Origin of the sequence: Kitasatospora sp. NPDC101155, assembly GCF_044768305.1 — a bacterium.
Classification (GTDB): Bacteria; Actinomycetota; Actinomycetes; order Streptomycetales; family Streptomycetaceae; genus Kitasatospora.
On record NZ_JBIWPN010000015.1, the window covers coordinates 224,597 to 232,383 of the forward strand.

The window sequence follows — 7,787 nt, forward strand, 5'->3', positions numbered from 1 at the left end:
CCGTCCGGGTCGGGCACTCGGTGGTTGTCGGGGCCTCGCCCCCGATACGTGCAACTCCGCACCACCGACAGTGCAGTTCACATTCTTCGATGCGCGTTTCCGGGCGGATCGAAGTTTTCCATGAGCCCGCTGGCGAGCCGCGCAGGCTTCGTACTGTGGGGTGCAGCTGCTCTTTTGCGCCTACTCAATCGAGGTGAATGGCAATGGCCGGTCAGAACCGCTACCAACTGCCGCTGACGGCCGCCCAGTCCGGAATGTGGCTCGCCCAGCAGGTGAATCCGGACAACCCGATGTACAGCATCGCGGAATGCGTCGAGATATCCGGTGAGATCGATCCCGCTCTCTTCGAGTCGGCGCTGCGCTGCGTGGTCACCGAGGCCGAGACACTGCGGATCCGCTTCGAGGCAGGCCCGGACGGCCCGCTCCAGACCCTGGTGCCCTGGCTCGACTGGCAGCTGCACACCCTCGATGTGAGCGGCCACGCCTCGCCCGCGGCCGCCGCCGAGGAATGGATGCTCGCCCGCACCGCCGAACCGGTCGACCTCGCCGAGGGGCCGCTGTTCACCTTCGGCCTGATCCGACTCGCCACCGACCGCCACACCTGGTTCAGCCGGGTCCACCACGCCATCGTCGACGGGTACAGCTGGTCCCTGATCGTGGCCCGGGTCGCCGAGCTCTACACGGCGCTGGCGACCGGGCAGGAACCCGGGACCAACCCGTTCGGACCCTTCCGCGACCTCGTGGACCACGACCTCGCCTACCGCGCCGGCGAACAGTTCGTCACGGACCGGGAGTTCTGGGCCGATCACCTCAAGGACCTGCCCGAACCGGTCAGCCTCGCCCCCCGCCCCCACCGCGTCCCCACCGGCCACCTGCGCCGGACCGGCGCGGTCCCCGCCGCCGACGCCGAAGCGCTGCGCGACCTCTCCCGTGAGAACCGGGTGAGCTGGCCCGCGGCCGTGGTCGCCGGCATCGCCGGCTATCTGCACCGCCTCACCGGCGCCGAGGACATCGTGCTCGGCCTCGCGGTCGCCGCGCGCCCCGATGCGACCGCCAAGCGAACCCCGGGCATGGTCTCCAACGCGCTCCCGCTGCGCCTGGCCGTCCACCCGCACACCACCGTCGCCGAACTGCTGCGGGCGGCCAGCGACGAACTCCACGCGGTGCTGCGCCACCAGCGCTACCGCTACGAGGACATCCACCGCGATCTGCGCATGGTGGGTGACCGTAAGCGGCTGTGGGGCCCGGAGCTCAACCTGATCATGTACGGGCAGCGGCTCTCCTTCGCCGGACACCCCGCCACGGTGCGCGGTTTCTCGATCGGTCCCGAGGAGGACCTGTCGCTGATCGTCGACAACCGCGAGGACAACGACGGCTTCCTCATCGACCTTCACGCCAACGCCGACCTCTACGACGCCGACACGGTGAGCGGCCACCGCGAGGGTCTGGTCGGATTCCTCGGCACGCTGGCCGCAGCGCAACCGGAGCGGCGGCTCGACGCGCTCGACCTGCCGCTGCCCGCCGGCTGGACCCCGCCCACCGTCGCAGCCGCGCCCGCCCGCGCCGCGACAACCCGTCGGCCCGCGTCCTACCGGGCCCCGCGAACCCCGCGCGAGCAGCAACTGTGCGCTCTGGTCGCCGAGATCCTCAACGTGGAGCGGGTCGGCCTCGACGACGACTTCTTCGCGCTGGGCGGCCAGTCGCTGACCGCCATCCGGCTGCTCAGCCGGGTCCGGGAGACCTTCGGCGCCGAACTGTCGATCCGTACGGTCTTCGAGGAACCGACCGTCACGGCGCTCGCCCGGCGGATCGAGGGCGCCCGTCGCGCCCGCCGCGGGCCGGCGCCGGTGCAGCGGCCCGACGTGATCCCGCTGTCCCCGGCGCAGCAGCGGCTGTGGTTCATCGACCGGTTCCAGGGGCCGAGCGGCGCCTACAACATGGGCCTGGCCCTGCGGCTGGCCGGCCGTCTCGACCAGCAGGCGCTCGCCGAGGCGCTCGCCGACGTCGTCGCCCGCCACGAGAGCCTGCGCACCGTCTTCCCCGACACCGACGGCCGGCCGCGTCAGCTGATCCTCGCCCCCGAGGCGGCCCGACCCCGGCTCACCACGCGTACGGTGACGCACGAGGAGCTCGACCGGGTGGTCGCCGACGCGGTCGCCGAGGGCTTCGACCTGGCCGCCGAGCCCGCGATCCGCCCGCTGCTGCTGGACCTCGGCCCGCAGGACCACGTCCTGCTGGTGATCCTGCATCACATCGTCGGTGACGGACTGTCGCTGGCACCGCTCGCCCGTGACATCGAACGCGCCTACACCGCGCGCACCGTGGGCCGGCCGCCCCTGTTCGACGCGCTGCCCGTGCAGTACGCCGACTACACGCTCTGGCAGCAGGACATGCTCGGGGCGGAGGACGACCCGAACAGTCTGCTGTCCGAGCAACTGCGCCACTGGCGCGTGGCGTTGAGCGGACTGCCGGAGGAGCTCGCGCTGCCGACCGACCGGCCCCGGCCGGCCGAGCTGAGCCGGCGCGGTGAGATCATCCGCTTCGACATCGACGGGGAGCTGCACCGCCGACTCACCGCGCTGGCCCAGCGGCACCAGGCCAGCCTGTTCATGGTGTTCCAGGGCGCGGTCGCGCTGCTGCTGAGCAAGCTCGGTGCCGGCACCGACATCCCCGTCGGTGGCCCCGTCGCCGGGCGCACCGACTCCGCCCTGGCCGGCCTCGTCGGCTGCTTCGTCAACACGCTGGTCTTCCGTACGGACGTCTCCGGCGACCCCACCTTCGGCGAACTGCTGGCCCGGGTGCGGGAGACGACGCTCGCCGCGCAGGCGCACCAGGACGTGCCCTTCGAGCGGCTGGTCGAGGCGGTGAACCCGGAGCGCTCCCGCTCCCGCAACCCGCTGTTCCAGGTCATGCTGGACGTGGACACCGCGAACGACTCCACCCTGACGCTGCCGGGCCTGACCGTCACCCCGCAGCAGGTCGACCCCGGCCTGATCAAGGTGGACCTGGTCTTCGGGGCGCAGGAGCGGCTCGCCGACGACGGCACCCCGGCCGGGATCGACGCGCGACTGGAGTACAGCTTCGACCTCTTCGACCGGGAGAGCGTCGAGGCGATCGCCGACCGGCTGACGCGGCTGCTGGCGGCCGTGGCCGCCGACCCGGGCCTGCCGGTGAGCCGCATCGAGGTGCTCTCCGCGGCCGAACGCGCCCAGCTGCTCGACGAGTTCAACGCAACGACGAGCGAGGTGGCGGCCGACGGAACGTTCCCCGCGCTCTTCGCGGCTCAGGCGGCGGCCACCCCCGACGCACCCGCGGTCCTCATCGAGGACACCGTGCTCAGCTACGCCGAACTCGACGCCCGCACCGACGAGCTCGCGGCGCTGCTCGCCGCGCGCGGCGTCGGGCCGGAGAGCCGGGTCGCGGTGGCGTTGCCGCGCTCGGTGGACTTCGTGGTGGCGGTGCTCGCGGTCTTCAAGGCCGGTGCGGCCTACGTCCCCGTCGACCCCGACTACCCGGCGGAGCGCATCGCCTACATCCTCGCGGACTCCGGGCCCTCCCTGGTGCTGAGCGTTCGCGAGGTCGCCGGCGCACTCCCCGCCGCCGGTGTGCCCGTCCTGCTGCTGGACGGGGCGCCGCCCGCACGGCCCGGACCGTACCAGAGCGTGCGAGTGCCACTCACCGGCGCGGCGTACGTCATCTACACCTCGGGATCGACCGGGCGGCCCAAGGGCGTGGTGGTCTCGCACGGCGGCGTGGCAAGCCTGGCGCTGTCACAGGCACGCCACCTGGGCGTCGGGCCGGGCAGCCGGGTGCTGCAGTTCGCCTCGCCGAGCTTCGACGCGGCCTTCTGGGAGCTGTGCATGGGGCTCCTCACCGGCGCCGCGCTCGTGCTCGCCCCCGCCGAGCGGCTGCTGCCGGGACCGGACCTGGCCGCCGTGCTCACCGAACACGACGTCACCCACGCGACGATCCCGCCGGTGGCCCTGGCCGTGCTGACCGACGAGCAGGTGCCGGCCGCGATGACCCTCGTGGTCGCCGGCGAGGCCTGCGCGCCCGAGCTCGTGGCCCGCTTCGCGCCGGGCCGCACGATGATCAACGCATACGGCCCGACCGAGACGACGGTGTGCGCGAGCATGAGCCGCCCGCTGCCCGCGGACGCCGGCGTGCCGCCGATCGGCGGGCCCATCCGCAACACCCGGGTGTACGTGCTCGACGCCGCGCTGCGGCCCGTCCCGAGCGGCGTCGCGGGCGAACTGTACGTGGCGGGCGCCGGTCTGGCCCGCGGCTACCTGGGACGGCCGGGCCTGACGGCCGAGCGGTTCGTCGCGGACCCGTACGGCGGCGACGGCGGCCGGATGTACCGCACCGGCGACCTGGTGCGCTGGCGCGCCGACGGCGAGCTGGAGTTCCTCGGCCGCGCCGACGAACAGGTGAAGATCCGCGGCTTCCGCATCGAACTCGGCGAGATCGAATCCGTGCTGGTGCGCCACCCGGGCGTGGCGCGCGTCGCGCTCGCCGTCCGTGCGGACCAGCCGGGACGCAAACTCCTGGTGGCCTACGTGGTGCCGGAGGCGGGTCATGAGATCGCCGAGCCCGAACTGCGCCGGCACGTCGCCGACGCGGTACCGGACTACATGGTCCCCGCGGCGTTCGTCGTCCTCGACAGCCTGCCGGTGACGCCCAACGGCAAGCTCGACCGACGCGCCCTGCCCGCACCCGAGTTCGGCACCGCCGACCAGGACGGCACCCCGCGCAGCCGGCCCGAGCAGGCACTGGCCGCCATCTTCGCCGAGGTGCTCGGCCTCACCCAGGTCGGCCTCGACGACAGCTTCTTCGAACTGGGCGGCGACAGCATCGTCTCCATCCAGGTCGTCAGCCGCGCCCGACAGCTGGGATTCGCTCTCTCGCCACGCGACGTCTTCGAGCACAAGACGGTCGCCCGGCTCGCCGAGGCCGTCACCCTGCTGACCGATGCGCCCGTCCAGTTCGCCGCGGACGCCGGGACCGGTCCGCTGCCCGCGACCCCGATCATGCGCTGGCTGGAGGAACGCGGCGGCCCCACCGACACGTTCAACCAGTCGACGCTGAGCCAGGTGCCGGCCGGTCTGGGCCTGACCGAGCTGACTGCCGCCCTCCAGGCCGTCCTCGACCAGCACGACGCCCTGCGGATGCGTCGGCAGCGGAACGGCCAGGACGGCCCGTGGACGTACGAGATCGCCGAGCGCGGCGCCGTCCGGGCCGAGTCGCTGACCCGCCGGGTGGACATCACCGGCCTCACCGGCGAAACGCTGCACGACACCATCGCGGCGCAGGCCCGCGCGGCCTGGGCGCGGCTGGCGCCGGGCAAGGGCGTGATGCTCCAGGCCGTCTGGTTCGACGCCGGCCCGGCGCAGCCCGGCCGGCTGCTGCTCGCGGCCCACCACCTCGTCGTGGACGGCGTGTCGTGGCAGATCCTGCTGCCCGACCTGCGCATCGCCTACGAAGCCGTAGTGGCTGCCAAGGAGCCGCAGCTCGCCCCGGTCGGCACGCCGCTGCGCCACTGGGCGCAGCTGCTGCACACCGAGGCCGTGCGGTCCATCCGGGTCGCCGAGACCGCGCGCTGGGCCGAGGCGCTGCGCACCCCGGCCCCCGGCCTGGTGGACGACACGCTCGACCCGGCCCGGGACGTCGTGGGCACAGGCCGCAAGCTGACGCTCAGCCTCCCGCCCGAGCAGACCGAGCCGCTGCTGACCGGCGTGCCCGTGGCCTTCCACGCCACCGTTCAGGACGTCCTGGTCACGGCGCTCGCGCTGGCCGCCGCCCACTGGCGCGGTCAGCGCGGACGCGGCGACGGCCGGGGCATCCTCATCGACGTCGAGGGACACGGCCGCGAGGAGATCGCCGACGGTCTCGACCTGTCGCGCACGGTCGGCTGGTTCACCAGCCTCTACCCCGTCCGGCTCGACCCCGGCGTGGACGACTGGGCGCAGCTGTGGGCCGGCGGCCCGGCGGCCGGTGACGCGCTGCGGACCGTGAAGGAACAGCTGCGCTCCCTGCCGGACGGCGGGATCGGCTACGGCTTGCTGCGGCGCCTCAACCCGGACACCGGACCGGAGCTGGCGGCACTCGCGCGTCCGCAGATGCTCTTCAACTACTTCGGGCGCGCGGCCGCCCCGGGCACCGCGCCGGTGGCCGACTGGGGCCCCGCCGCCGAGACCGAGGCCGTGATCGGCGACGGCGACCCGCAGCTCGCGCTGTCGCACGTCGTGGAGGTCAACGCCCTCACCCAGGACCACCCCGACGGCCCGCGCCTGTTCGCCTCGTGGACCTGGCCCGAGCGGCTGCTCACCGAAGCCGACGTACGCGAGCTCGCCGACGGCTGGTTCCGCGCCCTGCGGGCGCTCATCGACCACGCCGAGCGACCGGACGCAGGCGGCTACACCCCATCGGACCTGGCGCTGGTGGACCTTTCCCAAGACGAGATCGACATGCTCGAAGCCGAGTGGAGGACGCTGTAATGACGAAGTCGGGTCCTGAGGACATCCTTCCGCTGTCGCCGCTCCAGGAGGGCCTCCTCTTTCACGCGCTGTACGACGAGCAGGGACACGACGTCTACACCGTCCAGGTCGTCCTCGACCTCGCCGGCACCGTCGACACCGCCGCCCTGCGCGCCAGTGCGGCCGCCCTGCTGCGCCGCCACGCCAACCTGCGGGTCGGCTTCCTGCACCCCAAGCAGAGCCGCCCCGTCCAGGTCGTCGCCCGACAGGTCGAACTCCCCTGGTCGGAGGACGACTTGAGTGGCCTCGGCGCCGACGAGCGGACCGCCGAGCTGGAGCGCATCCAGATCCAGGAACAGGCCCGCCGCTTCGACCTGGCCCGGCCGCCGCTGATGCGTTTCCGCCTGGTGGCGCTCGGAGAGGGCACGTACCGGCTGCTGTGCACCTTCCACCACCTGCTCCTCGACGGCTGGTCCACCTCGGTCCTGCTGGGCGAGTTCTTCGAGCTGTACGGGCACCAGGGCGACGACTCCCGGCTGCCCCGCGTCTCCCCGTACCGCGACTACCTGGCCTGGCTGGCCAAGCAGGACACGGGCAAGGCCGAGTCGGCCTGGCAGCAGGCGCTCGCCGGGCTCGACGAGCCGACCCGGCTGGGGCAGGGCGGCGGACAGGGGCGTGCGGTCGTCAAGCCCGAGCAGGTCTTCCTGGAGGTCTCCGCCGAGACCACCGAGGCGCTCGGCCGCACGCTGCGCAGCCACGAACTGACCTTCAACACCGCGCTGCACGGCGCCTGGGGCGTGGTGCTCGGCGGGCTCACCGGCCGGGACGACATCGTCTTCGGCACGGTCGTCGCGGGCCGCCCGCCGGAGATCGCCGGGTCCGAGCGGATGGTCGGCATGCTCATCAACACCCTGCCGGTGCGGATCCGGATGTCGCCCGGCGCCTCGCTGCTGGAGACGCTCGGGCGCGTCCAGCGCGAGCACATGGACCTGATGCCCTTCCAGCACCTGGGCATCAGTGACATCCAGCGCGTGTCCGGTCACGCCGAACTCTTCGACACCTACGTCGCGTTCGAGAACTTCCCGTTCGACCTGGAGGCGCTGCGCGCCCAGGCCGGCGGTCTGATCATCGAGGGTTTCGAGGTCCTCGACGCCAATCACTATCCGCTGTGCCTGGTCGCGCACATCGAGAACGGCAGCCTGCGGCTTCAGCTCAGCTACCGGCCGGACGTGTTCGAGCGTGCGGTGGTGGAGGAGATCGGTGGGCGTTTGGTGGGGGTGTTGGAGGCGGTGGTGGCGGATGTGTCGCGGC

2 protein-coding genes are annotated in these 7,787 nt (G+C 72.8%); both read left to right on the forward strand.

Going from position 1 to position 7,787, the window contains the following annotated elements; all coding sequences use genetic code 11:
- Positions 1–203: 203 nt before the first annotated feature.
- Positions 204–6,497, forward strand: a complete 6,294-nt coding sequence (locus ACIRYZ_RS24150) for an amino acid adenylation domain-containing protein (RefSeq protein ID WP_402947406.1) — start codon at positions 204–206, stop codon at positions 6,495–6,497.
- Positions 6,497–7,787, forward strand: a 1,291-nt coding sequence (locus ACIRYZ_RS24155) for a condensation domain-containing protein (RefSeq protein ID WP_402947409.1), incomplete at its 3' end; no start/stop codon positions are given. The genes ACIRYZ_RS24150 and ACIRYZ_RS24155, both read left to right, overlap by 1 nt.

Bases quoted from the DNA above. Each gene is read 5' to 3' on its own strand.
- ACIRYZ_RS24150 (WP_402947406.1), top strand. From the start codon at position 204: ATGGCCGGTCAGAACCGCTACCAACTGCCGCTGACGGCCGCCCAGTCC.